Genomic DNA, 21,354 nt, shown 5'->3' with positions numbered 1-21,354 from the left:
GCATGCTAGCTACTTGAACGATTCAATCGGCGGGAAATCCCGGATGGACCGGCGGCGACTTCATGACGGCTGTCCGGATCCCGTCAGGCGTGTGCGGCGAGCAGGAGCACCAGGAACGGGACCGGGATCAGCAGCCCCGCGACGGCCCAGGGGCGGACGGGGCGCCCCTGGGAGCGGGGGAGCGCGACGTCGACCAGGAGGACCAGGGCCAGGACGAAGAGTCCGGAGAGCACGAGCGCGACCGTCACGGGACCGGCGTGGTCGAGCACGTGGTAGTCGCACGTACCGGAGAAGCCGGGCGCGGAGACGTCGGAGACGTCGTGGCAGTCCATCGGCAGGTACGCGGTCAGCAGCCACCAGGCGCAGTACAGCGGCACGGCGGCCGGCACCCCGAGGGCGAGATTGGCCAGGATCCGCGCCACGCCCCGCGCGACCGCCCGGACCTGTCCCGCCGCCGTGGGCTGTGCTCGTGGCGCCTGTTGCGGCACCGGCCTACTCCCCGTCGGCCAGGCGCGTGACGAGGTCGTGCCAGGCGGCGGTCAACCGCTCCACGGACATCGCGCGGCTGCTGATCAGGTAGTCGTCGAGCGTGGTGTTGAGGTAGCCGAGCAGCGTGTGCGCGACCAGTTCGATGTCGCCCGGCGCCCCCGACTCCCGCAGCAGCAGGGCGATGTGGGTGTGTTTGAGGTGGTACGACGGGTTGAAGCGGCGGCGCGGGTGTGCCGCCACCGCCACGTAGAGGTCGCGGAACGTGTGCTCGTGGCGGATCACCGCCGGTCCGAACGCGCGCAGGCGGTCGAGGGGCGGGGCGCCCGGCCCCAGCGGCGGGGGGCCCGTCAGGAAGGCCCCCTGGATCTGCTGCTCGTGGTGGTCCAGGAGCGCCACCATCAGCCCCGCGCGGTCGCCGAACCTCCGGAAGACCGTCCCTTTGCCGACGCCCGCGGCGATGGCCAGCGCCTCCATGGTCACGTTGGCGGCCCCGTGCTCGGCGGAGAGCTCCGCGGCCACGTCGAGCAGGCGCTGCCGGTTGCGCGCGGCGTCGGCCCGCAGCGGGGGCTGCTCGCCCGTCGCGGTCAGCGTGATCTCCGTGCCGGTGTCGAGGGCGGTTCGGACGGCCGGGGGTGGCTCGGTCATGGCCATAGCGTAGCGGCGGGAATGAAAGTGGACCGCAGTCCGCTTGGGTGCTACAAAGGAGAAGCGGACCACGGTCCGCTTACCCCACTGCTATCCGGGAGTTCCTCACATGTCCGTCCGCATCCTCGCGCTCGTCGGCAGCCTCCGCGCCGGCTCCCACAACCGCCAGCTCGCCGAGGTCGCCCTCAAGCACGCCCCGGCAGGCGTCGAGATCGAGCTCTACGAGGGCCTGGCCGAGATCCCGTTCTACAACGAGGACCTCGACGTCGAGGGCACGCTGCCGGAGGCCGCCGCCCGCCTGCGCGCCGCCGTCCACGGGGTCGACGCCCTCCTCCTCATCTCGCCCGAGTACAACGGCACCATCCCGGCGGTGCTGAAGAACGCGATCGACTGGCTGTCCCGTCCGTACGGCCAGGGCGCGCTGACCGGCAAGTCGGTCGCCGTCGTGGGCACCTCCTACGGCCAGTACGGCGGCGTGTGGGCGCAGGACGAGGCCCGCAAGGCGGCCCGCATCGCCGGCGCCGCGGTCCTGGAGGACGTCAAGCTCTCCATCCCCGGCTCGGTCGTCCGTTTCGCCGACACCCACCCCATCGACGACGCCGAGGTGGTCGCCGGCCTGACCGAGGTCATCGAGCGCCTCAGCTCCACAGCTGCCGCCGCGCTTCTCCCGCCGCCGCGCTTCTCCCGTCCCCCGCGTCGGAGTGCGGAAGCCGTCGCACGTGCTGCTACAAAGGGACAAAATGCCCACGCCGTACGTACGGGAGCGAGGCCCTGCGTGGAGTACGCGCTCTCTCTCGGCGCGGGCCTGGCGGTGGGAGCCATGTACGGGCTCCTGCGGGTCAGGACGCCCGCGCCGCCGTTGGTCTGCCTGGTGGGCCTGGCAGGGATGCTGATCGGCTACGGACTGCTGGAGTCGTTCGCATGAGGAACCTGGCCGGCCGCTCCGCCGTGTCCTTCGGGGCGGGACTTCTCGCGGGCGCCCTCTACTGGCTGATGGGCGTCCGGTCGCCCGCCCCGCCGTGGATCTCCCTCGTGGGCCTGCTGGGCATCCTCGTCGGCGATTACGCCACCCGGATGCTGCGGGCCCGATGGAGGCGCCGCGCCACCCCTACGACGACGGGCTGAACGGGCTCCGGGAGGTCTGCGGCTTCGGCGGCTGAGGTGTCCACGGCCACCGCTCCCTGGAGGGCACGTTCCTCGGCGGCGGCTGCCTCTTCTCCGGCCGCCGGGCGGGCCGCGCGGCGGCCGCCGCCACGGCGACATGACCTCCGTCTGCGGTGGACCGCCGGCCGGTCCGGCCCCGACCGCCGGCGGGCCGGAGCACTCCCTGCCCCGGCCCGCGGGACGGTCCGCTCGTCCCCGCCGAAATCCCGTTGCGGCGGGAGCGCGCAGGAGTCCACCATCCCCAGGTGCCGATGACCTCTGAACCCGACGGCCGCGCCGGGATCGACGCCTCCCTTGTGAGGCGGCTCGTGAGCGCCCAGTTCCCCCAGTGGCGGGACCTGTCCGTGACCCCCGTCGAGAAGGACGGCTGGGACAACCGCACCTACCGTCTCGGCGACGCCATGACGGTCCGGCTGCCGACCGCCGCCGGCTACGTTCCCGCCGTGGCCAAGGAGGACCGGTGGCTCCCCCGGCTCGCGCCCGGCCTGCCCGTCCCCGTTCCGCCGGTCCTGGCGATGGGCGCTCCCGGCGAGGGCTACCCCTTCCCGTGGTCCGTGCGCGGCTGGCTGTCCGGGGAGACCGCCGACCGCGCACGGATCGACGACCAGCCCCGGTTCGCCGCCTCCGTGGCCGGATTCCTCCACGCCCTTCAGCGCTGCGACGCATCCGGCGGACCTCTCGCCGGCGAGCACAGCTGGTACCGGGGAGCGTCGCCCGCCCACTACGACGACGAGACCCGCCGCTGCCTCGCCGTCCTCGACGGGCGCGTGGACACCGCCCGCGCCGCCGCCGTCTGGGACGCCGCCCTCGCCGCGGAATGGCGGGGCGAACCCGTCTGGTTCCACGGGGACATCGCCTCCGGGAACCTCCTGGTGGCCGACGGCGACCTCGCGGCCGTCATCGACTTCGGCACCTCCGGTGTCGGGGACCCCGCCTGCGACCTGGTCATCGCCTGGACCTTCTTCTCCGGCGCGGGCCGTGAGGCGTTCCGCCGTGCCGTCGCCATGGACGACGCTACCTGGGCGCGGGCGCGCGGGTGGGCGCTGTGGAAGGCGCTGCTGGTGCTCACCGGCGTCATCGACGACGATCCGGCGCGCGCCGCCGTCGACCAGCGCGTGATCCGCGAGGTCCTGGACGACCACGACCGGCACGCCTGGGCAACCCAACACGCTGTGGGCTCACGGTGATGTCGTACAGAACATCGCTGCTGCTCAGCGCCTCGTCTCGTACCTGGTCAGGACCACGCCGCCGGGAATCGTCCGCGTCTCCACCAGGTTCAGGTTCACCCAGCCGTCCAGCGCGGTGAAGAACGGCGTGCCGCCGCCCACCAGGACCGGATGGGCGGCGATCACGTACTCGTCGATCAGCCCGGCGCGCATGGCCGCCCCGGCGAGCGTCGCGCCGCCGATGTTCATGGGGCCGCCGTCCTCGGCCTTGAGCCGGCTGATCTCGGCGATCGCGTCGCCGGTGACCAGGCGGGTGTTCCAGTCGACCTTGTCGACCGTCGAGGAGAACACGACCTTCGGCGTGTCCCGCCAGTTCCGCGCGAACTCGATCTCCGCCGCGGTGGCGTTGGGCTGCTGGTCGCCGGTCGGCCAGTAGGAGCTCATCGACTCCCACAGCTTGCGCCCGTACAACGACAGGCTGCTCGCCTGCTCGTGGTCGAGCCACCACTGGAACAGCTCGTGGCTCGGCGGTCCGCTCCAGCCGATGTCGTCGCCGACCGCGGCGATGTAGCCGTCCAGGGTCAGATTCATGCCGTAGATCAGTTTCCGCATGGCCCAACCTTTCGTCCGTGGGTGTCCGGCGTACAGACCAGCGCGGCGCGGGAAACTCATCGGTGCGCGATCGGGGCTCGCCGGTAGTCCTCGTGCTCGGGGCTCAGCGTGGTGTGCCCGGCCGGCAAGGGCAAGCCGCCTGATCTCGACCTCGCCCTGGCCCTCGCGGAGAAATGCCACGGATTGAGACTGATCATGGGTGACAAGGTCGTGAGACAGCCAAGAACGCACAGGTCACGCAAGATCGGCAGGTCACGAGCGGCGAGACCCCGCATCCATCGGGTCGCGGACCCGCGCGGGTTCGGGGCCCGGTGGAACTGTGGAGATGACGCGTGCGCAACAGACGGATGCCGATGAGGAGTTCATTGCTCCGTTCCTGCCGATCGGGGAGTTCGGTCCGTATCCGGAGAATCCTCGGGCCCAGCTCGAGGTGTGTGCGGGAGTCCGGTCGGGTGCCCAGTGGCGGGAGACGGGCCGGTTCGAAATCGTGGCAGACGGTGGTGACCGGTTCCGGTACTGGCGGAAGGCCGGCGTGTTCACGACCCTCCTCGAGGGTGTGATCGCCGAGGCCGCGCGGCAGGGCGAGACGGATGTGCCGCCGGCCGGCGTGGACTCGGCCACGGCCCGCCCGCATCACGATGCGTCCGGACCGCCCGTCGACGCGGAAGTCCTGGAGGTACTGGGGAAAGAGGCGGCCGAAAGAGGGGCCGAGGCGAAGAACAAGACTGGCACACCGACCCGGCCGGCGAGGAACGCCGGCGGTCAAGGCACCGCCGCAGGGCCCGCCCGGCCGCCGCTGACCTGGGACGGCCAGCGCCTCTGGCACGGCTGCGTTACCGGGCCGCACCAAGGTCGGCCGGACAGTCACGCGAGCGATGGCCACCGATCGGCGGCCCACTCCAGCCATCCTGACCACCCAGGAGGTGGACCTCCAACCTCAAGTCCATCGAGTTCCGTGGCGTCGGGCTCCTCGAACAGCGTCCTCCAGTGCACGAGGTCCCTCTCGCTCATCGCGAAGGTCTGATCAGGGGTGGTCGACTGGCGATGGGCAATCCGAGCACGTTGGGTCTCATGGTCCACCGGCACGTACACAAGGTGACAGGACGCGCCCACGGCCATCACCAACCAGCGGATCGCGGACCTCTCGTCACGAGACCAGCACCCGAAATCCAGGATTACGTTCGTTCCGAGCTTCAGCGCCTCCAGAGCGAGCCAGAGCAGCCGTCCTTCCACCACATCGCGCTTCCCTTCCGGTTGCGGATCGCCGAACAGCGGGATCATCCACTCATCCGGCGTCAGCCGCAGCGCGTTGTGCTCCTCGGCCAGTTGCCGTGCTTTCGTGGTCTTTCCGGCCCCTGGCAGGCCGACCGTCAGGAACAACATGGTCACGCCCGGATCTTGTCACGAAGGCAAAGTGATCACGGCTTGTCGAGCACGGCCAGGTGGGCCGGCGGGGTCCCCACCCGCTCCGCGAGGTGGCCCATGGACATCTTCCGCCGGGCCGCCATCACGTCGATGCCCACGACGATCGGCATCAGATCACCTCTGCCAGCTCGCCCCGCAGCCATGCCGCCTCGACGTCGCGCGCGACGGCCTGGGCGAGCAGGATGCGCAGGACGAGCACGACGAGCGCGACACCCATGACCGCCACGGCACACCCGCAGATCAGAAGGACGATGCCCGGGGGGACCGCCTCGCCCGGCGCCAGGAGCACGGCGAGCGTGAAGACCAGGAGGGCGGCCGCGACGAACGCGCCGATGACGACGTGCACATACCGGAAGGCGGCGAGGGAGAACACGGTTCCGTGCCGGACCATCGTCACCAGCCGCCACACGCAGACCAGGACGACCTGGGCCGCCACGACGCCAAGCACCGTGATCGCGAGGAACGGCACGCGCAGATAGGCGTGGTCCGCGTCGAGCTGTCTCATGTCGACCGCCACCAGCGGCAGCATCACGGCCTGCACGAACACCGAGCCCGCGAGCAGCACCAAGAGCACAGCGCGCAGCGCGAACACCGTCAGCTTTCCCATTGACCCCTCCAGCCATCGGGCAACGATGGAAAGCTATCGATAAACGATAGCTCTGGCAAGATAGGTGTCCACGGCGGGTGGCGCACGCCGGATGCCGGCCGTACGGCCCGATGCGCGGGAAGTCGGCAGGATCGTGCAAGAGGCCGCGCTGATCGGCCTACCGGCCCGGACCCGCCCCGCGCTTCGATGGTCAGGACGAAATCGCAGACCGTCTCGACACCCACGGGAGCATGTCCATGCCGCCTCGACCACTACGTCACCCTCGGCCGCTCGGGGCTGCGGGTCAGCCCGTTCGCCCTCGGCGCGATGACCTTCGGGGAGGATCCCGGCGGCGCCGGGTGCAGCGTCGAGGAGTCCGAGAAGATCCTCGCGACCTACCTCGAACTGGGCGGGAACTTCATCGACACCGCCAACTTCTACACCAACGGCCATGCGGAGAGCATTCTCGGCGACTTCTTCGCCGCACGGCCGGGGCGGCGCGAACACGTGGTGCTGGCGTCGAAGTTCTTCACCAACCTCCACCCCGGCGACCCCAACGGCGGCGGGGCGGGCCGCAGGTCGGTGATCGCGCAGCTCGACGGGACCCTGCGCCGGCTGCGGACCGACTGGATCGACCTGTACTGGTTGCACAATTGGGACCGGAACACGCCGATCGAGGAGACGATGCGCACGCTCGACGACCTGGTCCGGGCCGGCAAGATCCGCTACATCGGCTTCTCCAACACCCCCGCCTGGGTCACCGCTCAGGCCCAGACGACCGCACTGCTCAAGGGCTGGACCCCGCTGATCGCGCTGCAGGTGGAGTACTCACTGCTGGCCCGTACCGTCGAGGGCGAACTCGCGCCGCTCGCCCGCGACCAGGGCATGGCGCTGGTGCCGTGGAGCCCGCTGAAGAACGGCTTCCTCTCGGGCAAGTACCGGCGCGGCACGCGCACCGCCGACTCGGCCCGTACATCCTTCGTCGGAGAGCCCACCGACGAGGATTTCGTGGTCATCGACGCGGTCGCCGAGATCGCCGACGACCTCGGGACCACCGCCGCGGCCGTCTCCCTCGCCTGGCTGCGCGCCCGCGAGGGGACCGTTGTGCCCATCGTCGGTGCCCGCCGCCTGGAGCACCTGGAGGGCAATCTCGCCGGGCTGGAGGTCGCCCTCACCCCCGGCCACCTGCGGCGGCTGGACGAGGTGTCGGCTCCGGTCCTGGACTACCCGGCGCCACTGCACGGCGCCCAGCGGGCGATGCTGCAGTTCGGCGGCACCACGGTCGACGGCGAGTCGTCCACGGTGTATCCGCCGCTGCTCCAGAGCGACGTCCGTTACTGAGACCGTTGCTGGCGGCGTGTCAGTCCTTGCGCTCCGCCGCGCTGCGCTCGACGCAGAATTCATTGCCCTCCGGGTCGGCGAGGACCACCCAGCCGGTGCCGTCCGGGTTCCTGCGGTCGTCGACCAGTGCGGCGCCGAGGGCGAGCAGTCGCTCGACCTCCTCGTCCCGGGTGCGGTCCTGCGGCTGCACGTCCAGGTGGATCCGGTTCTTGACGCTCTTCGGCTCCGGCACGGTGACGAAGAGCAGCCCGGCCCCCTCGGTCTCCACCAGCGCCATCGGGTCCCCGGGCTCGTCCTCCTCGTGCAGCGGACGGTCCAGAACCAGGGACCAGAAGGTCGCCAGCCGGTGGGCGTCGGCGCAGTCGATCGTCACATGGCGAATCGCGGAAGTCATGCGCCGAGTCTCGTTGACCATGCCGCGCTCCCGCAACGGGGAGATCGCCGGCCCGTGTCCGGCCGCGGGCGTCAGTCCGTCCGGCCGGTGGCCGCGACCGTGACGCCGAGGCCGATCATGGCGAGGCCGCCCGCGCCGCCGAGCAGCGACAGGCGGCGGTCCGAGCGGCCGAGCCAGGCGCGGGCGGCGGAGGCGGTGAGGCCCCAGCAGGTGTCGGTGACCAGTCCGATGCCGATGGGGATGACGCCGAGGAGGAGCATCTGGCCGGGCAGGTGGCCGGCCGCGGGATCGACGAACTGGGGAAGGACGGCGGCGAAGAAGACGATGCCCTTGGGGTTGGTGGCGCCGACGGTGAAGCCGTCGGCCACCGTCCGCAGGTCCCCGCGCGGGGCCGGGGCATCGGCCGCGGTGTCCGTCGCGCCGACCGCCATCTCCCCGCGGTGCCGGAAGGCGCGCACGCCGAGGTGCACCAGGTAGGCGGCGCCCGCCAGTTTGACGGCGAGGAAGAGCGGCAGGGAGCGCTCGAACAGCGAGCCCAGGCCGAGTGCGACGGCCACCACGAGCAGGTACGACCCCAGGAAGTTCCCCAGGACCGAGGCCATCGCGGTGCGGCGGCCGTGCGCGAGCGCCCTGCCGATCACGAAGAGCACGCTGGGCCCGGGGATCACGATGACGATCAGGGACACGGCCGCAAACGCGAGCAGCCGATCGGTGGACACCAATGTCCTCACCTCCGCGGGTCATTGAAGCAGCAGCGGGACCCCTTGGGTCAGCGTCGAGCAGCGTCGTGTCGAGGCCCGGCCGGACGGGCCCATGCCCCTCTCGACTCGCCAACTGACATGCTCGGCACACGAGAACAGTCCGGTCCGACCAGGATCGATGTGGGCGCCCAGGTGGAGGCAACATTGACATCCTCCCTGCCCTGAGGGGACGGGGATTCCTGGCTCACGTGGGCTGGGGACCGGCGGTCCGCCAGCGCTTGCACGATCGGCACCAGCCGGGTTGAGACCAGCCCGGACGAGCATCACGCGGGCGGAGTTCTTGTCCCTGGGGGACACGACTCCGCACACGGTGCAGGTGTCGGTACGTTCCGAAAGGGGAAGTGCGTGCTTGGTTCTCGCTCCGCACGCCGCGCAGTCCATCGTGGTGTGCGCGGGATGCACCAGGAGGACGTCCCGCCCGTGCTTGCGGCCCATCTCGATCAGGGCCGTCTTCGTGGCGCCGATCGCCGCGTCCGCCGCCTTGCGGGCCATCGTGGACTTCGCAAGGAACTTGGGCCGGAGGTCCTCGACCGCGATCGCGTCGTGGTCACGGACGACGCGCTTGGCCCACGTGCGGCCCGGGTCCTGCCGCTGCCGGGCGATCTTCTTCGACACCTTCGACGCGGCCCGGCGGGCCTTGCGGTAACCGGCGGTGTCCGGCGCGTTCCTCGGGGTGCGGCGGCGGGCCATCATCTTCTGGTACCGGGCCAGCTTCGCCGCGGCGGTCCTGCCGTGCTGGGCGTGGGGCAGGTCGTGGAGGTCGCAGGACGTCGTGGCGGTCTCGCGTACGCCCCAGTCGATGCCGATCACTGCGCCGGTGGCGGGGAGCGGCTGCATCTGGACGGCCACGACGAACGAGGCGTACCAGTGGCCGACGCTGTCCCGGTACACGCGTACCGACGTCGGGTCGGCGGGCAGGTCACGGGACCACACCACCGTCAGCACGATGCCGCCCGCCAGGTGCAGGCGCCCGTCCTTGAGCCTGAAACCCCGGGTGGTGTAGTTCAGCGACGGAGCCGCCTCGCGCTTGCGCTTGATCCGGGGCATCCCCGCGCGCTGCCGCACCGGCAGCCGCGCCGTGATGTCCTTCAGGGCCTTGGCGCGGGACTTCGCGAAGTCCCGGACGGTCTGCTGCTGCGCAACCGAGCTTCCTTCCCGCAGCCATGCCATCGACCGCCTGGCCTGGGTCAGCATCCTGTCCAGTTGCGCCGGACCGCACGTGGTCTTCTGCTCGGCGGCCCTGTTCAGGGCGTGGACCTTGCGCGACACGGCCACGCACTCGTTCCACACCCACCGGCAACGCGCCCACTCCGCCTCCAGACCGGCACGAGCCGTCGACGACACACGCAGCCGGAAGAGGTACCGGGCATGCCCGGTACCCTCCTCCGCCATCGCAGTCGTCGTCATGCTCGGGAACCTCACAGCCCCCACTGACAATGAATGAGAGTGCAGGTCAGAACAGATGCGCAGCCAACTCCGCCGCTTCGCGGCTCCGACCCAAGGACCCATTCCTCCCCGGCCTGAAGGCCCCGGCCTCCTGGGAGAAAACAGGTGAACGTCCCCGACATGTCGCGCAACGCACGTCTTGCGGCCCACAGCGATGTCTCGACATCCCTCGCCACGTACGGTGATCGCGCCCTGCAGGAGCTGGTGGAGACGGCCGCGCCGATCGGATCCGGCATCGGCGGGAAGTCGGCCCTGCTGGAGGTCGCCGGCACTCCGGTCTTCGTGAAGCGGGTGCCACTCACCGACCTGGAGAGGCGACCTGAGCATGTCCGCTCCACGGCGAACCTCTTCGATATGCCCGTCTTCTGCCAGTACGGCATCGGCCAGTACGGCATCGGTAGTCCGGGCTTCGGGGCCTGGAGAGAGCTCGCCGTGCACACGACGACGACGAACTGGGTGCGCGCGGGGGAATACGAGGGCTTCCCCCTGATGTACCACTGGCGGGTGCTGCCGGACTCGACGCCCCTGCCCGAGGAACTGGCCGACATCGAAAGGGCTGTTGCCTGCTGGGGTGGTGTACCTCAGGTGCGCGGCCGGATCCAGGCTCTCGAGCGGTCCTCGGCGAGTGTCGCGCTGTTCCTGGAGTACATCCCGCAGAACCTGCACCAGTGGCTGGGCACTCAGGTCGGGATCGGAAGGGGGGACGAGATCGCCAACCGGGCCTGCGCCATGGTGGAGAGGGAGCTGGCGGCCGGCACCTCGTTCATGAACAGCCGCGGACTCCTGCACTTCGACGCGCACTTCGAGAACATCCTGACCGACGGACAGCGCCTCTACTACGCGGACTACGGCCTCGCCATCTCCTCCCGGTTCGAGCTGTCGGAGGATGAGGCCGACTTCTTCGACCGGCATCAGAGCTACGACCGCTGTTACACCGCCACAAATCTGGTGAACTGGCTGGTCACCGCGCTGTACGGTTATCAGATAGGGGACCGGGACGGCCGCCTCGCCCAGGTGCGCGCCTTCACGGAGGGCGAGCGCCCCACAGGAATCCCGGAGAAGGCCGCGGAGATCCTCACCCGGTATGCGCCGATCGCCGCGGTGATGTCGGACTTCACCGGCAGGCTCCGGCGCGGGAGCAGGCAGACCCCGTACCCGCTGGAGGAGATCAGGCGGATCGGCGAGATCCACAGCCCGTCCGCCGGCTGACGCACCAGAGGCGGTGCCTTGGGAATGGTCACGACCTCCGCGGCCCGGACGTGTCGGCGCCGCAGTACGCTGAGGGTCCGGGCCGTCAGGCTCCGGACTTTGTGATCAGGGAGGGAACGATGAGCGCCGACCCCCACTCCCAGGTCCCGCGGTCCTCGCGCGACGAAGAGGCCGAGGCCGCCGTGGACGCCGCTCTGCGGGAAGCCCGTTTCGGCAGGCTGCCCGAGCGTGTCCCGCTGGAGAAGACCGTCGAGAGCCGGCCCGCCGCCGCCCCGAACGATCCCGGTTTCGGCCGGAACCCGGACACGGACTGGCTCATCCGCTACTGCGCGTGACCCGCCGGAGACGGCCGGATCGGCGGTTGGCCGGAAGGCCCGTCGGGTTCAGACGACGATGAGGTCCCAGGCCGTCATCGCGTCCGCCTGCCGCAGGTGGGGCGCGGCTTCCGTGGTGCGTCCCAGGCGTTCCAGGGAGCGGCCCAGCAGCAGGTGCGCGTGAGGGTCGTTCGGCTCGGTGCCCAGGATGTGCCGGAGTTCCTTCTCCGCCTTCGTGAACTGGGCGGAGTAGTAGTAGGAGCGCGCCAGGAGCATGCGAACCGCCAGGTTGCGGGGTGCCACGTCCACGATGCCGCTCAGGACCCTCGCGGCCGCCCTGTAGTGCTGGCCGTTGAAGTAGAGCATCGCTCGTTTGAACGTCTCCGCAGTCGAGCTGTTCATGCGGGGCACCTCTCCTTTTCCGACGTCGCTGTCGTGACAGCGCCCCTCCGGGTGGTGGGTGGTCACCGGTTGCGCGACCAATAGGGGTGCCAACCGTCCGGAGTGTCCGTTTGTTCCGCCCTTGGGCGTGAAATGTGCTCCCGGGGGTGGTGCGTGTCACACCATGTGCGGCCGGAGGCGGGGTCGCGACGGAGTTCCCCCGGCCCCGGCCGCCCGCGACCCCGGCGTCCGGCCTCCCGCGCGATCAGCGACTCGCGGGAACTCCGGGGTAGAAGTTCGAGAGGTCGCCGGAGAGCGCGGCGCGCGCGGCGCGGCTCCTGTCGTCGGCCACCACTTCGAGGGCGCGTGCCTCGATGCCGTCCAGGGCGAGCGCGGCCACCTTGGCGGGGTCGGTCTTGTCGGACTCGGGCACGTAGTCGGCCATGTCGGTGTTCATGTAGCCGACGTGGAGCGCGGTGACGTCGATGCCGGACGGCGCCAGCTCCTGCCGGGTGACGTTGGTCATGGCCAGCTCGGCCGCCTTGGCGGCGCTGTAGCCGCCGTAGTCCGGGTAGTGCACCCAGCTGAGCACGGACAGCACGTTGAGCACGGCCCCGCCGCCGTTGGCGGTCAGCACGGGGGCGAAGGCCCGGGTCATGTTGAGGGCGCCGAAGTAGTGGGTCTCCATCTCCAGGCGGATGTCGGCCATGTCGCCGCCGACGAGACCGACGTGCAGGCTGACGCCCGCGTTGTTGATCAGCAGCGTCGCGTCCGAGGCGGCCGCGGCCGCCCGCGCCACGGAGCCGGGGTCGGTGATGTCCAGTTCGAGCGGCACGACCCCGGGCAGATCGACCGACGACGGCGTGCGCGCTCCCGCGTAGACCTTCGCGGCGCCGCGCTCGAGCAGCTGGGCGGCGAAGTGCCGGCCGAGGCCGCGGTTCGCGCCGGTCACGACGGCCACTGCGTTCCTGATGTCCATGAATGTCTCATCTCGGGGGGATGCTGAGTTGGTATGGCCAACCTAGATGCTCTGGGTGGGGTTATGCAACTCAGGGTATGCTGGGGTCATGACTCCCGCCAAGGCCATGCGGAAGCACCGCGACCCCGAAGAGACGTGCTCGATCGCCCGCGCCCTGGCGGTCGTGGGGGACCGGTGGACGCTGCTGATCCTCCGCGACGCGTCCCTGATGGGCGCGACGCGATTCGCGGACTTCCGCGACCGCCTCGGCATCGCCGCCGACGTGCTCGCGCTGCGCCTCGGCACGCTGGTCGACGAGGGCATCATGGAGAAGCGGCCCTATCGCGAGCCCGGCACGCGCACCCGCTTCAGCTACCACCTGACGCCGAGCGGTGAGCAGCTCCTCCTGGTCCTGGCCGCGCTCCAGCAATGGGGCGACGACAACCGTCCGCCCTCCGTGGGGCCGAGCGTCCTGCGGCGCTCCGCGGACGAGGGCCGCGTGGTGCGTGTGGCGTTCGTCGACGACGCCGGCGCGGTGGTCCCCGCGAACGGCGTCCGGTTCCTTGCGGTGCCCGAACCCGAGGACTGAGAGCGGACCGTCCCGTCGGTGCGGAGCGCCTACGCCCCGATCCGTCACCGTCGCCCGCCCGCACGCCAGTTGACGTTGCACCATGAGGTCCTCGCGGCCCGGAGGGGGGTTGTGCTGATCGGGGACGAGGTCGTCGCCGTCGGCCGCGCGGTCGCCGACACGGGCCGGGCGGGGGTGTTCGGCATGGGCACCCTGCCCGTGGCAGAGGTGTTGCCGGCCGTAGGTATCTCCAGGTGGAACGGGACAACATCGCGGCCGTGCGGCTCTATGCGCGGGCCGGGTTCGGCGAAGTGTCCGCCTGTCACTACCGCGTGGCGGGCTGATCCGCCCCGGATGGCCCCGGCACGTCCCAGTCCTCCAGGTCGGCCCAGAATCCGTTCTCCGCGGTGCGCAGCCGCGCGGAGAGTCCCGCGTCGTCGAAGGCCCGGGCGATGTCGGCGCGGTCCTCGGTGAAGTGGGCCCAGCTGTCGCAGTGCGCGGGGACCACGAGCGGCGAGCCCAGGACGGAGGCGGCCGCGCTCGCCCGCTCCGCGGTCAGGGTCAGCGGGCGGTTGCGGCTCCGTACGGGCACCCGCGCGCCGCCCATGAACAGCACGGCGATGTCGATGGGCGGCATGCGCCGGGCGATCCCGGCGACGACGCCGACGGAGGCGTTGTCGCCGCTGATGTACACCGTGGGCAGTCCCGTGCCGCTCAGCACGAAGCCGGTGACCTCGCAGTTCACGTGGCCCTGTTCGTCCCGCTCGCCGTCGTCGGGACCGTGCTGCGCGGGTACGGCGTGGACGGCGACGGTGTCCCCGCCCGGGCGGGGCAACTCCACGCTCTCCCATGCCGCGAGTCCGCGGGCGGGCAGCCCGAGCCGGCGTGCGGACGCGGGCCCGGTGAGCACCAGCGAGGACGCCAGGGCGAGGGCCCGCCCGCGTACGTCGAGATTGTCGGGGTGGAGGTCGTGACTGACCAGGACGGCGTCCACGGGGCCGAGTTCGTCCTCGTGGGCGGCCGGGGCCGCGGTCTTGGTGAGGTACCCGTGCTCCCCGGCCTCGTCGAAGGTGGGGTCGGTCACCAGGCGCAGCCCCCCGATGTCGAGGACGACGGTGGGGCCGCCGACGACGCAGACCGCGCATGCCCGGCGCTCGGGACTGATGCGAGGGGCCACGGCGGCACCCGCCTCTCGTTCGGCTGGACTCGGCGGCACTCGTACTCGGTGGTGCTCTGCGGGGCGACGCGACCGGTTAGGCGTAGGTCGAGAAGTCGGCCATCATCGCCATGTCCTCGTGCTCCAGGTTGTGGCAGTGGAGCATGAAGTGGCCGGTGTAGTCGGTGAAGCGGACGGCCACGTCGACCGTCTCGCCTGGCCCCATGGCGATCGTGTCCTTCCAGCCGTGGTCGAACGGCCCCGGTGCCTTGCCGTTGCGGGACACCACACGGAAGGGGTCCAGGTGCACGTGGATCGAGTGGAAGAAGACCGACTTGAAGCGCCAGATCTCGGTGGTCCCCAGCTTCGCGCGGGCCAGTGAGCGGCCCGGCAGGTAGGGCTTGCCGTTGATCGTCCAGCCGCTGCGGCCCGAGTGCCGGAACTCGAAGGTGCGGGTGGCGACGGCCTTCGCGGGGTCGAGGACGGTCTCGGCACGCCGCGCCAGCCGGTCGGGGATACGGGCGTCGTCGTGGACGGCCCGGGTGGACGGCGAGACGTCGAAGCGCATGACGTCCGCGGTGGTCCGGCTGCCGAAGAGGTTCGCCACGCGGACCTTGGTGCCGGGCCGGTAGCGGGAGAAGTCCACGACGACGTCGAAGCGTTCACCGGGTGCCAGCCGCAGGCTGTCGTGGGCCAGGGGGCGCTCCAGGAGGCCGCCGTCGCTGCCGATCTGCACCAGGCCCTTGCCGCCGGGGGGCGGTGGGTCCAGGACGAGCTTGTAGTAGCGGACGTTGGAGGCGTTGAGCAACCGGAGCCGGTAGCGCCCCCGTTGGACCCGGTGCACGGGCCAGGGGGCACCGTTGACCAGGATGACGTCGCCCTGGACGCCGGCGGTGTGGTTGCGCGAGACGCCCGGGGCGTGCATGTTCGGGTCGCCCGGGTACATCAGCGAACCGTCCGCCTCGAAGGACCGGTCGGCGATCATGAGGGGGATGTCCCGCTCGCCGCGGGGGAGGGCGAGGGCGCCGTCCTCGTCGTCGGTGAGCAGGTGGAAGCCCGCCATGCCGTGCCAGACGGCCGTGCCGGTGTAGCCCATGCGGTGGTCGTGGTACCACATGGTGGACGCGCGCTGCTGCATGGGATACGTGTGCGTGCGCTCGCCGTAGGCGATGTTGCCGTGCGTCTCGCCCATGTCGTCCATGCCGGCCATCGCGTCCTCGACGGACAGGCGGCTGTTGACGGGCATCGTCAGGTCGATCGGGTACCCGTCGCTCTCCGACGGGGTGTGCCCGCCGTGCAGATGGACGACGGTCGGCTGCGGCAGTTCGTTGCGGTGCCGCACGATGGTGCGCCGCCCGGCACGGGAGATGATCGTGGGCCCGGGGAAGGTGCCGTTGTACGTCCAGCAGCTGGTGCGCAGACCCGGCAGGATCTCCAGCTTCGCCTCGCGCTGCACGATCCGGAAGGTGTCGGTGCCGCCGGCGGTCTGGAGCGGGCGCGGCACCGGGGGGATCGGCAGCGGCAGCTGGTAGGGGCGGGGAAGCGGGGCCTTGCTCCGCATGACGCCGCCCGGTGGCACGTCGGCGGGGGACAGGGCCGTGGCCCGGGCTGCCACCCCCGCCCCGATGACCGCCGCCGCACCTGTGGCGAGAAAGCGGCGCCGGTCGATACCTCGGATCACGTTGGCTCCCATCCACGCCGAATTGATCGTTTTGCGGCTTTCGTCAGCATAGGGCTGCACCGTACACACGAAAGGGTGGGACACGCGTGCCGGGGCGACACCCATCAGACCCGAGAAAAAGACATATCAACGCACTAAGCGCCCCTGGTTCGTGCTCCGCTCGCGCGGGAACCCGGACCAGGGGCGTTCGCCGTACGGTGCCTCAGGCCGACGGCGCGCGCACCCCGGTGGCCGGGGCGACGGCCGGGGCCAGCAGGTCCGGCAGCCCGAGGCGCTGGTAGAAGCGCTCGCGGACGTGGTCGGCGACGACCGAGACGACCTCCGACCCGTCGTCGACGGGGTCGATGTGGGTACGGAAGGGGCGGCTGCCCGCGGGCAGGCCGACCACGCGGACAATCTCCCGCGCCACGTCGGCGACATCGGCGTCCTCGGGGGACATGGCCGCCAGCGCCCTGCCGACCTGGTCCGTCATCCCCGCGTACCGCGCCTCGTACGCCTCCGCGACGGCACGGTCGGCGGCGTGCCCCGCGTGGGCGAAGTGGTCGGTGCCGCTGGTGAAGACGCCGGGGACGACGATCGTCGACTCGATCCCGAAACGGGCGAGTTCGGCGGCGTAGCTCACGGCGAGCGCGTCCATGGCGGCCTTCGCCGCGAAGTAGGGGGCGAGGTACGGCGGGGTGCCGCCGCGGGTGCTGGAGGAGCCGATCCACAGCAGCAGTCCGTGGCCCTGCTCGCGTAGATGGGGCAGGGCGGCGCGGTTGACGCGCTGGGTGCCCAGCACATTGGTGTCGTAGACGTTGGCCAACTGCTCCGGGGTGAAGGCCTCGGCGGGGCCCAGCACCATGTGGCCGGCGTTGTGGACCAGCACGTCGAGCCGGCCCGCCTCCGCCAGGACGCGGGCCACGGCACGGTCGGCGCTGTCCTGGTCGAGCACATCGAGCTCGACCACGCGCAGGTCGATGCCCTCGCGGGTGGCGCGGTCGCGGGCTTCGGCCGCGCGGGCTGCGTTGCGGCCGTCGATGTCGCGCATGCTCGCGTAGACGGTGTGGCCGGCGGCGGCCAGGGCGTGGGCGGCCAGGGCGCCGAATCCGGAACCGGCGCCGGTGATGAGGACGGTGGAGGGCATGGTGGAACGACCTCTCGGTGCGGGTGGGGCCCGGCCCGGCGGCGTGGCGCCGGGCCGGGGCCGGTGGGCAAGGGGGGGCGGATCGGCGGAGGCGGGTGCGGCGGCGCGTGCCGTCAGATGGCCCCGCCGTTGGTGTAGATGACCTGGCCGTTGACCCAGCGGGCGGGTCCGGCGAGGAACGAGACCACCTCGGCGGCGTCCTCGGGAGTCCCCAGGCGCCCGAAGGTGGAGATCGAGGAGAGGCGGTCGATGGTGGCCTGGTCCTTGCCCTCCAGGAACAGCGGGCTGGAGGTCGGGCCGGGAGCGACGGCGTTGGCGGTGATGTCGCGACCGCGCAACTCACGGGCGAGGATCAGCGTCATGGCGTCCACCGCGCCCTTGGTGGCGGCGTAGGCGGTGTAGCCCGGCAGGGCGAGCTTGGTGACGCTGGTCGAGAAGTTGATGATGGCGCCGCCCGCGCGCACCCGCCGTGCGGCCTGCTGGCTGACGACGAAGGTGCCGCGCACATTGGTGCGGTGCATCCGGTCGAAGTCGGCGAAGTCCAGCTCCAGCAGCGGGCTCAGCAGCATGACCCCGGCGGTGTTCACCACCACGTCGACGCCGCCGTAGGCCTGCTCGGCCTGGTCGAACAGGGCGGCGACCTCGTCCTCGTCCGCCACGTCGGCCCGGACGGCCATCGCGGTGCCGCCGGCGGCGACCACGGCGTCGACGGCCTCCTTGGCACGTCCGGGGCCGCCCGCGTAACCGATGACGATCTTCATGCCGTCGGCGGCGAGGCGCTCGGCCGCCGCCCGGCCGATGCCGCCGGAGCCGCCGGTGACGATCGCGACCCGGCCGGTGGTGGAGGTGACGGCCGCGGAGGTGTCGGGGGTGCTCATGGCGAGGGGTCCTTCCGATGTCGGACTTCCGTGGCGGGGTGGCCGCGGAAGCACTTAATGGACGCTGAGTCCATATAAGCATGGATGTAGACGCCGCGTCCATATAAAATGTTCCCGAGACCTCCGACCGAGGAAGAGGACCGTCATGACAGCAGCACCGGAACCCGTTCGCCGCGGCCGCGGCCGCAGGCCGGCCGACGAGGTGCGCGCCGACATCCTGAAGGCCGCGGGCGAGTTGCTGCTCGCGGACGGCATGGCCGCCTTCACCATCGAGCGCGTCGCCAACGCGGCGGGCGCCAGCAAGATGACCATCTACAAGTGGTGGCCCTCCAAGGGCGCGCTCGCGCTGGACGGCTACTTCGCCGCGGTCCGCGACACGCTCGCCTTCCCCGACACCGGCGACATCGCAGCGGACCTCACCAGCCAGCTGCGCGCCTTCGCGCGTCTGATGACGCGCACCCGCGCCGGGCACGTCGTCGTGGAACTGGTCGGGCAGGCCCAGACCGACCCGGACCTGTCCGCGGCCTTCCGGGAGCACTACTCGGGCCCCCGGCGCGCCCTCGCCGCCGAGGCGATCGGCCGGGCGCAGCGGCGCGGCCAGATCCGCCCCGAGGTCGACCCCCAGGTGCTCGTCGACCAGTTGTGGGGCGCCTGCTACCACCGCCTGCTGATCCCCGACGAGCCCCTCACCGAGGAGTTCGCGGTCGCCCTGGTGGCCAACCTGATGACCGGGATCGGAACCCGGGGCCGCGACGCCTAGCGGCCCCGTCCCCGCCCCTACGCTGATTCCCGCACCGCCACTGGACTGGACCGCCGCGAGCACCGGGAGCCGACATGCCGCTGTACTTCGAGGACTTCCACGCGGGCCAGGAGTTCACGACCCAGGGCCGCACCCTCACCGAGTCCGACGTGGCCTCCTTCGCCGCGTGGAGCTGGGACACCAACCCCGTCCACACCGACGCCTCCTTCGCCGCGGGCACGCGTTTCGGCGAGCGCATCGCCCACGGGCTGCTCGGGGTCTCCGTGGCCATGGGGCTCGCCTCGCGCCTCGGCGTCTTCGAGGGCAGCTCCATCGCCCTCCTCGGCATCGACGACTGGCGCTTCCGCAGGCCCCTGCTGGTCGGCGACACCGTGCGCTGCCGCGTCGTGATCCTGTCCACCCGCCTGACCGGCCGGGGCGACGCGGGCATCCTGATCCGCAGGTTCGAACTGCTCGACCAGCGCGACGAGGTCGCCCAGGAAGGGAACATCGACCTCATGGTCGCCCTGCGCCCCTGCGTGGAGGGGAAGGCCTGACGTCGGCGTCGGCGTCGTCCTCGCGGTGCGGCAGCAGGGCCCGCGCCTGCAGCAGCAGCCCGCACGCGAGCAGCCCGGCGCCGAAGCCGGTCAGCGTGCCCCAGCCGCCCAGGTGGTAGGCGACGGAGCCGAGTTGGGAGCCCAGCGCACCGCCCACGAAGAAGACCGCGATGTACGCGCTGTTCAGCCGGGCGCGGGCGGTGGGGGCGAGCTGGTAGACCGTGTGCTGGCCCAGTACGAGGGAGGTCTGGACGGCCATGTCGATCAGCACGGCGGCCAGTGCGAGCAGCAGGATCTGGTGCCGTCCGAGACCGGCCAGCACGAACGCGAGCGCGCCGGTGCCGAAGGCGGCGGCCGTCATCGGCCGGGTCAGGCCGCGGTCTGCCCAGTGGCCGGCCAGCGGCGCCACCGCCGCGCCCCCCGCCCCGGCCAGGGCGAACAGGGCCACGCCGATCTGCGAGTAGTGGAAGGGCGGCCCGGTGAGCACATAGGAGATGGTCGTCCAGAAGGCGCTGAACCCGCCGAACATCAGCGACTGGTACGCCGCTCGCCGGCGCAGGACCCCGTGCCGGCGCAGCAGCCCCGCGGTGGAGCGCAGCAGCCGCCCGTACCGCAGGGCGGCCGGCGGCGGGCGGTCGGGGAGGGCCCTGTGCAGCGCCACCGCGAGGACGGCCATGAGCCCCGCCGAGGCCAGGTACACCACACGCCATCCGGCGGCCTCCGTGATCAGGCTGCTCAGCGTCCGGGAGACCAGGATGCCGGTGAGCAGCCCGCTCATCACCCGGCCCTCGACGCGTCCGCGCAGATGGTCCGGGGCGAGTCCGGCGGCGAAGGGCACCTGGATCTGTGCGACGACGGACACGGCGCCGGCGACCAGCAGTGCCGCGGCCAGTACCCCGAAACCTGGTGCCGTCCCGGCGGCCAGGCACGCCGCCGTGGCGACGGCCAGCAGGATCGTGGTCAGCCGCCGGTTCTCGACGCGGTCACCGAGCGGAACCAGGAAGATCATGCCGGCCGCGTAGCCGGCCTGGCCGACGGTGATCAGCGTGCCGGCCGTCGGCTCGCTGATGTGGAGGGACTGCCGCAGCACGGCCAGCAGCGGCTGGGCGTAGTAGAGATTGGCTACCGTCAGCCCGCAGGCGACGGCCAGCAGGAGCACCAGCCGCCCGGGCGGGGCCTGGGTGGCTTGGTCGCTTGGGCCGCGGTGGCAGGGGCGGCCGGGTCGCTGGGGTCCGTCGGGTGGCTCGGGCTTGCCGGATCGGTAGGTGAGGGGCATCGGGGCGGTGAGGGGACGGGGAATATGGGTGTAACAACCACATTTCCGCGGAACTGCCCCGTTACCCGTCCCCGGCGATGATGGGGGAGCGGGTGCTCCTGTCGCTCACCTGATCCCGCAGTTCAGGCCGCGGCCCCGCGCTCATGGCCCGTCCCCGGAAAGGTGCCCCGATGCCCGAGTTGCAGGTGATCGCCCGCTACACCGTCTCCGAGGGCAACGAGGACGAGGTGTTCGCCCTGCTCCCCAGACTGGCCGAGGCGAGCCGCGCGGAACCGGGCAACCTCTCCTTCGAGGTCTTCCACGCGCTCGGCGACGCGCGGGACGTCGTGCTCCTGGAGCGCTACGCCTCCCCGCGGGCCTTCGCGGCGCACCGCGAGTCGCTCCACTTCAAGGACCTGGTCCTCAGGAGGATCGCCCCGCTGCTGGACAGCCGGGTGGTCGCGACCTACGAGGCCGATGAGTAGCCCGGCTCGCTGTCGCGT

At 71.4% G+C, this 21,354-nt stretch carries 25 protein-coding genes and 2 pseudogenes; 11 read left to right on the top strand and 16 right to left on the bottom strand.

Features of this window, described 5'->3' with window-relative positions; translation table 11 throughout:
* Positions 1 to 83: 83 nt before the first annotated feature.
* A complete protein-coding gene (locus tag RV983_RS03885; protein ID WP_475984347.1) occupies positions 84 to 488 on the bottom strand; it encodes a hypothetical protein in 405 nt (134 codons plus the stop codon).
* A 4-nt stretch (positions 489 to 492) separates the two neighbouring features.
* The gene (locus RV983_RS03880; RefSeq protein WP_475984346.1) at positions 493 to 1,140 is read right to left on the bottom strand and encodes a TetR/AcrR family transcriptional regulator; all 648 of its coding nucleotides are present in this window, start codon (positions 1,138 to 1,140) and stop codon (positions 493 to 495) included.
* 103 nt (positions 1,141 to 1,243) lie between these two features.
* On the opposite strand from RV983_RS03880, the pseudogene RV983_RS03875 reads away from it, so the two are divergent.
* The 4 genes and pseudogenes from RV983_RS03875 to RV983_RS03860 form a co-directional block, all read left to right on the top strand.
* Positions 1,244 to 1,795: pseudogene (locus RV983_RS03875) on the top strand (NAD(P)H-dependent oxidoreductase); the annotation flags it as partial.
* 114 nt (positions 1,796 to 1,909) lie between these two features.
* A complete protein-coding gene (locus RV983_RS03870) occupies positions 1,910 to 2,059 on the top strand; it encodes a DUF1427 family protein (RefSeq protein ID WP_475990212.1) in 150 nt (49 codons plus the stop codon).
* Positions 2,056 to 2,259 (top strand): DUF1427 family protein, encoded by a 204-nt coding sequence (locus RV983_RS03865; RefSeq protein WP_475984345.1) that lies wholly within the window; start codon positions 2,056 to 2,058, stop codon positions 2,257 to 2,259. The genes RV983_RS03870 and RV983_RS03865 overlap by 4 nt, the downstream gene beginning before the upstream one ends.
* Positions 2,260 to 2,549: 290 nt before the next feature.
* On the top strand, positions 2,550 to 3,485 hold the full coding sequence (locus tag RV983_RS03860) for an aminoglycoside phosphotransferase family protein (protein ID WP_475984344.1): 936 nt from the start codon (positions 2,550 to 2,552) through the stop codon (positions 3,483 to 3,485).
* Positions 3,486 to 3,509: 24 nt separating this feature from the next.
* Here RV983_RS03860 and RV983_RS03855 read toward each other — a convergent pair whose 3' ends face one another.
* From RV983_RS03855 to RV983_RS03840, 4 genes are all read right to left on the bottom strand, one after another.
* Positions 3,510 to 4,076 (bottom strand): dihydrofolate reductase family protein, encoded by a 567-nt coding sequence (locus RV983_RS03855; protein ID WP_475984343.1) that lies wholly within the window; start codon positions 4,074 to 4,076, stop codon positions 3,510 to 3,512.
* 864 nt (positions 4,077 to 4,940) lie between these two features.
* Positions 4,941 to 5,465, bottom strand: coding sequence for a P-loop nucleotide/nucleoside kinase family protein (locus RV983_RS03850; RefSeq protein ID WP_475984342.1), 525 nt, complete (start codon positions 5,463 to 5,465; stop codon positions 4,941 to 4,943).
* Between the two features lie 29 nt (positions 5,466 to 5,494).
* Positions 5,495 to 5,611 (bottom strand): helix-turn-helix domain-containing protein, encoded by a 117-nt coding sequence (locus RV983_RS03845; protein ID WP_475984341.1) that lies wholly within the window; start codon positions 5,609 to 5,611, stop codon positions 5,495 to 5,497.
* Positions 5,611 to 6,108: a DUF2975 domain-containing protein gene (locus RV983_RS03840; protein ID WP_475984340.1), complete on the bottom strand. Its 498-nt coding sequence runs from the start codon at positions 6,106 to 6,108 to the stop codon at positions 5,611 to 5,613. The genes RV983_RS03845 and RV983_RS03840 overlap by 1 nt, the downstream gene beginning before the upstream one ends.
* Positions 6,109 to 6,294: 186 nt before the next feature.
* On the opposite strand from RV983_RS03840, the gene RV983_RS03835 reads away from it, so the two are divergent.
* Positions 6,295 to 7,428 carry an aldo/keto reductase gene (locus RV983_RS03835; protein ID WP_475984339.1) on the top strand — a complete coding sequence of 378 codons (1,134 nt, stop codon included), beginning with the start codon at positions 6,295 to 6,297 and terminating at the stop codon, positions 7,426 to 7,428.
* Positions 7,429 to 7,447: 19 nt separating this feature from the next.
* Here the strand turns inward: RV983_RS03835 and RV983_RS03830 are convergent, their stop codons facing one another.
* From RV983_RS03830 to RV983_RS03820, 3 genes and pseudogenes are all read right to left on the bottom strand, one after another.
* On the bottom strand, positions 7,448 to 7,822 hold the full coding sequence (locus RV983_RS03830; protein WP_475984338.1) for a VOC family protein: 375 nt from the start codon (positions 7,820 to 7,822) through the stop codon (positions 7,448 to 7,450).
* A 71-nt stretch (positions 7,823 to 7,893) separates the two neighbouring features.
* Positions 7,894 to 8,544 (bottom strand): LysE family translocator, encoded by a 651-nt coding sequence (locus RV983_RS03825; protein WP_475984337.1) that lies wholly within the window; start codon positions 8,542 to 8,544, stop codon positions 7,894 to 7,896.
* A gap of 216 nt (positions 8,545 to 8,760) precedes the next feature.
* Positions 8,761 to 9,990 (bottom strand): annotated as a pseudogene (locus RV983_RS03820) (RNA-guided endonuclease InsQ/TnpB family protein); the annotation flags it as partial.
* 159 nt (positions 9,991 to 10,149) lie between these two features.
* On the opposite strand from RV983_RS03820, the gene RV983_RS03815 reads away from it, so the two are divergent.
* Both RV983_RS03815 and RV983_RS03810 read left to right on the top strand, forming a co-directional pair.
* A complete protein-coding gene (locus RV983_RS03815) occupies positions 10,150 to 11,238 on the top strand; it encodes a protein kinase family protein (RefSeq protein ID WP_475984336.1) in 1,089 nt (362 codons plus the stop codon).
* A 119-nt stretch (positions 11,239 to 11,357) separates the two neighbouring features.
* On the top strand, positions 11,358 to 11,573 hold the full coding sequence (locus tag RV983_RS03810) for a hypothetical protein (protein ID WP_475984335.1): 216 nt from the start codon (positions 11,358 to 11,360) through the stop codon (positions 11,571 to 11,573).
* A gap of 48 nt (positions 11,574 to 11,621) precedes the next feature.
* On the opposite strand, the gene RV983_RS03805 is transcribed toward RV983_RS03810, so the two are convergent.
* Together RV983_RS03805 and RV983_RS03800 are read right to left on the bottom strand one after the other, a co-directional pair.
* Positions 11,622 to 11,954, bottom strand: coding sequence for a tetratricopeptide repeat protein (locus RV983_RS03805; protein WP_475984334.1), 333 nt, complete (start codon positions 11,952 to 11,954; stop codon positions 11,622 to 11,624).
* A 244-nt stretch (positions 11,955 to 12,198) separates the two neighbouring features.
* The gene (locus tag RV983_RS03800; RefSeq protein ID WP_475984333.1) at positions 12,199 to 12,912 is read right to left on the bottom strand and encodes an SDR family oxidoreductase; all 714 of its coding nucleotides are present in this window, start codon (positions 12,910 to 12,912) and stop codon (positions 12,199 to 12,201) included.
* 88 nt (positions 12,913 to 13,000) lie between these two features.
* On the opposite strand from RV983_RS03800, the gene RV983_RS03795 reads away from it, so the two are divergent.
* Positions 13,001 to 13,480, top strand: a complete 480-nt coding sequence (locus tag RV983_RS03795; protein WP_475984332.1) for a winged helix-turn-helix transcriptional regulator — start codon at positions 13,001 to 13,003, stop codon at positions 13,478 to 13,480.
* A gap of 304 nt (positions 13,481 to 13,784) precedes the next feature.
* Here RV983_RS03795 and RV983_RS03790 read toward each other — a convergent pair whose 3' ends face one another.
* The 4 genes from RV983_RS03790 to RV983_RS03775 form a co-directional block, all read right to left on the bottom strand.
* Positions 13,785 to 14,636, bottom strand: a complete 852-nt coding sequence (locus RV983_RS03790) for an MBL fold metallo-hydrolase (RefSeq protein WP_475984331.1) — start codon at positions 14,634 to 14,636, stop codon at positions 13,785 to 13,787.
* Positions 14,637 to 14,712: 76 nt separating this feature from the next.
* Positions 14,713 to 16,296, bottom strand: a complete 1,584-nt coding sequence (locus RV983_RS03785) for a multicopper oxidase family protein (protein WP_475984330.1) — start codon at positions 16,294 to 16,296, stop codon at positions 14,713 to 14,715.
* A gap of 202 nt (positions 16,297 to 16,498) precedes the next feature.
* A complete protein-coding gene (locus RV983_RS03780; RefSeq protein WP_475984329.1) occupies positions 16,499 to 17,422 on the bottom strand; it encodes an SDR family NAD(P)-dependent oxidoreductase in 924 nt (307 codons plus the stop codon).
* A gap of 113 nt (positions 17,423 to 17,535) precedes the next feature.
* Complete coding sequence (locus RV983_RS03775) at positions 17,536 to 18,300, bottom strand: SDR family oxidoreductase (RefSeq protein WP_475984328.1); 765 nt, start codon at positions 18,298 to 18,300, stop codon at positions 17,536 to 17,538.
* Between the two features lie 145 nt (positions 18,301 to 18,445).
* On the opposite strand from RV983_RS03775, the gene RV983_RS03770 reads away from it, so the two are divergent.
* A complete protein-coding gene (locus tag RV983_RS03770) occupies positions 18,446 to 19,060 on the top strand; it encodes a TetR/AcrR family transcriptional regulator (protein WP_475984327.1) in 615 nt (204 codons plus the stop codon).
* A gap of 74 nt (positions 19,061 to 19,134) precedes the next feature.
* Positions 19,135 to 19,596: a MaoC/PaaZ C-terminal domain-containing protein gene (locus tag RV983_RS03765; RefSeq protein WP_475984326.1), complete on the top strand. Its 462-nt coding sequence runs from the start codon at positions 19,135 to 19,137 to the stop codon at positions 19,594 to 19,596.
* Here the strand turns inward: RV983_RS03765 and RV983_RS03760 are convergent.
* Positions 19,556 to 20,872, bottom strand: coding sequence for an MFS transporter (locus RV983_RS03760; protein WP_475984325.1), 1,317 nt, complete (start codon positions 20,870 to 20,872; stop codon positions 19,556 to 19,558). The genes RV983_RS03765 and RV983_RS03760 overlap by 41 nt on opposite strands.
* Positions 20,873 to 21,042: 170 nt before the next feature.
* Between RV983_RS03760 and RV983_RS03755 the strand changes: the two genes are divergently transcribed.
* Complete coding sequence (locus tag RV983_RS03755; RefSeq protein WP_475984324.1) at positions 21,043 to 21,336, top strand: putative quinol monooxygenase; 294 nt, start codon at positions 21,043 to 21,045, stop codon at positions 21,334 to 21,336.
* Positions 21,337 to 21,354: the final 18 nt, after the last annotated feature.

This window comes from Streptomyces sp. RLA123 (assembly GCF_056270165.1).
Note: the sequence above shows the minus strand (reverse complement) of the source record. Positions and strands in the feature narration are given on the sequence as shown.

Coding starts and splice junctions, on each gene's coding strand:
- RV983_RS03770 (WP_475984327.1), top strand. CDS start 18,446: ATGACAGCAGCACCGGAACCCGTTCGCCGCGGCCGCGGCCGCAGGCCG.
- RV983_RS03810 (WP_475984335.1), top strand. CDS start 11,358: ATGAGCGCCGACCCCCACTCCCAGGTCCCGCGGTCCTCGCGCGACGAA.
- RV983_RS03800 (WP_475984333.1), bottom strand. CDS start 12,912: ATGGACATCAGGAACGCAGTGGCCGTCGTGACCGGCGCGAACCGCGGC.
- RV983_RS03855 (WP_475984343.1), bottom strand. CDS start 4,076: ATGCGGAAACTGATCTACGGCATGAATCTGACCCTGGACGGCTACATC.
- RV983_RS03815 (WP_475984336.1), top strand. CDS start 10,150: ATGTCGCGCAACGCACGTCTTGCGGCCCACAGCGATGTCTCGACATCC.
- RV983_RS03840 (WP_475984340.1), bottom strand. CDS start 6,108: ATGGGAAAGCTGACGGTGTTCGCGCTGCGCGCTGTGCTCTTGGTGCTG.
- RV983_RS03795 (WP_475984332.1), top strand. CDS start 13,001: ATGACTCCCGCCAAGGCCATGCGGAAGCACCGCGACCCCGAAGAGACG.
- RV983_RS03765 (WP_475984326.1), top strand. CDS start 19,135: ATGCCGCTGTACTTCGAGGACTTCCACGCGGGCCAGGAGTTCACGACC.
- RV983_RS03860 (WP_475984344.1), top strand. CDS start 2,550: ATGACCTCTGAACCCGACGGCCGCGCCGGGATCGACGCCTCCCTTGTG.
- RV983_RS03805 (WP_475984334.1), bottom strand. CDS start 11,954: ATGAACAGCTCGACTGCGGAGACGTTCAAACGAGCGATGCTCTACTTC.
- RV983_RS03780 (WP_475984329.1), bottom strand. CDS start 17,422: ATGCCCTCCACCGTCCTCATCACCGGCGCCGGTTCCGGATTCGGCGCC.
- RV983_RS03865 (WP_475984345.1), top strand. CDS start 2,056: ATGAGGAACCTGGCCGGCCGCTCCGCCGTGTCCTTCGGGGCGGGACTT.
- RV983_RS03830 (WP_475984338.1), bottom strand. CDS start 7,822: ATGACTTCCGCGATTCGCCATGTGACGATCGACTGCGCCGACGCCCAC.
- RV983_RS03835 (WP_475984339.1), top strand. CDS start 6,295: ATGGTCAGGACGAAATCGCAGACCGTCTCGACACCCACGGGAGCATGT.
- RV983_RS03775 (WP_475984328.1), bottom strand. CDS start 18,300: ATGAGCACCCCCGACACCTCCGCGGCCGTCACCTCCACCACCGGCCGG.
- RV983_RS03760 (WP_475984325.1), bottom strand. CDS start 20,872: ATGCCCCTCACCTACCGATCCGGCAAGCCCGAGCCACCCGACGGACCC.
- RV983_RS03755 (WP_475984324.1), top strand. CDS start 21,043: ATGCCCGAGTTGCAGGTGATCGCCCGCTACACCGTCTCCGAGGGCAAC.
- RV983_RS03845 (WP_475984341.1), bottom strand. CDS start 5,611: ATGCCGATCGTCGTGGGCATCGACGTGATGGCGGCCCGGCGGAAGATG.
- RV983_RS03880 (WP_475984346.1), bottom strand. CDS start 1,140: ATGGCCATGACCGAGCCACCCCCGGCCGTCCGAACCGCCCTCGACACC.